The organism is Xanthomonas sp. SHU 166, assembly GCF_000364685.1.
Taxonomy (GTDB): domain Bacteria; phylum Pseudomonadota; class Gammaproteobacteria; order Xanthomonadales; family Xanthomonadaceae; genus Xanthomonas_A; species Xanthomonas_A sontii.
Genome location: NZ_AQOJ01000756.1, coordinates 1 through 1,221 on the forward strand (window position 1 = coordinate 1; position 1,221 = coordinate 1,221).

The 1,221-nt window shown below is 68.1% G+C and carries 1 pseudogene; it reads right to left on the minus strand.

Features of this window, described 5'->3' with window-relative positions:
• Positions 1-1,221 (minus strand): annotated as a pseudogene (locus D180_RS17555) (methyl-accepting chemotaxis protein); the annotation flags it as partial.

A 1,221-nucleotide genomic window follows, 5' to 3' on the forward strand; every position in this document is an offset into this window, starting at 1 on the left:
CGCCGCCGAGATCTCGCCCATGATGTCGGTCACCCGCTGCACCGAGCCCACGATCTCCTGCATGGTCTTGCCGGCCTGGTCGACCAGGGCAGATCCCTCGGCAACACGGCCGACCGACTCGTCGATCAGCGTCTTGATCTCCTTGGCGGCGTTGGCCGAGCGCTGCGCCAGGGTCCTGACTTCGGTGGCGACGACCGCGAAGCCGCGGCCCTGGTCGCCGGCGCGGGCGGCTTCGACCGCGGCGTTGAGTGCCAGGATGTTGGTCTGGAAGGCGATGCCGTCGAACCGAGATGATGTCGGCGATTTTCTTCGACGAGGCCTCGATGCCGCTCATGGTTTCGACCACCTGGCCCACCACCATGCCGCCCTGCGAGGCCACCGAGGCCGCACCGACCGCCAACTGGTTGGCCTGGCGGGCGTGTTCGGCGTTCTGGCGCACGGTCGAGGTCAACTCTTCCATCGAGGCCGCGGTTTCCTCCAGGCTGGCCGCCTGCTGCTCGGTGCGGCGCGACAGGTCGTCGTTGCCGCTGGCGATCTCGCCGGCGGCCGCGCTGATGCTGCTGGCCGCGGTCTGGATGCGCGCGACGATGCCGGTCAACTGGTCGGTGGTGGCGTTGGCGTCCTCGCGCATCCGTGCGAACACGCCGTGGAAGTCGCCATGCATGCGGGTGGTGAGGTCGCCGGCAGCGATGGACTGCAGCAACGCCGACAGCTTGCCCAGATTGACGTCGCTGACCTCCATCATCGCGTTGAGGTCCTGCACCATCAGCCGGAAGTCGTGCTGGAAACTGGCCGCATCGCCGCGGGCACTGAAGTCGCCGGCGGCGGCCGCCGCGGCCAGGCGCTTGATCTCGGTGTTGATCGCCAGCAGGCTGGCCTTGGCCGCATCCATCGACTCGTGCAGCACCGCACGGCTGCCGGGCAGCCGGCGCGCATCGCGGCGCAGATCGCCGTTGGCGTATTCGTTGAGGATCTCGACCGCCTCGACGATGGCGTCCAGGTGCTCGAACATCATGGTGTTGATGCCCTTGCTCAGTTCGCCGTACACGCCGGGGAAGTCCTGCGGCATGCGGTGGCTGATGTCCTTGTCGGCATGCAGCTCAATCATCAAGGCGGTTTCGCGGGAGAAGCGCTGCAACTGGGTCTGCATGCGGCCCATCGCGACCAAAAGGCGGCCGGGCTCGTCGCGCGCGTCGGTGGCCACGTCGTTGTCCAGGCGGC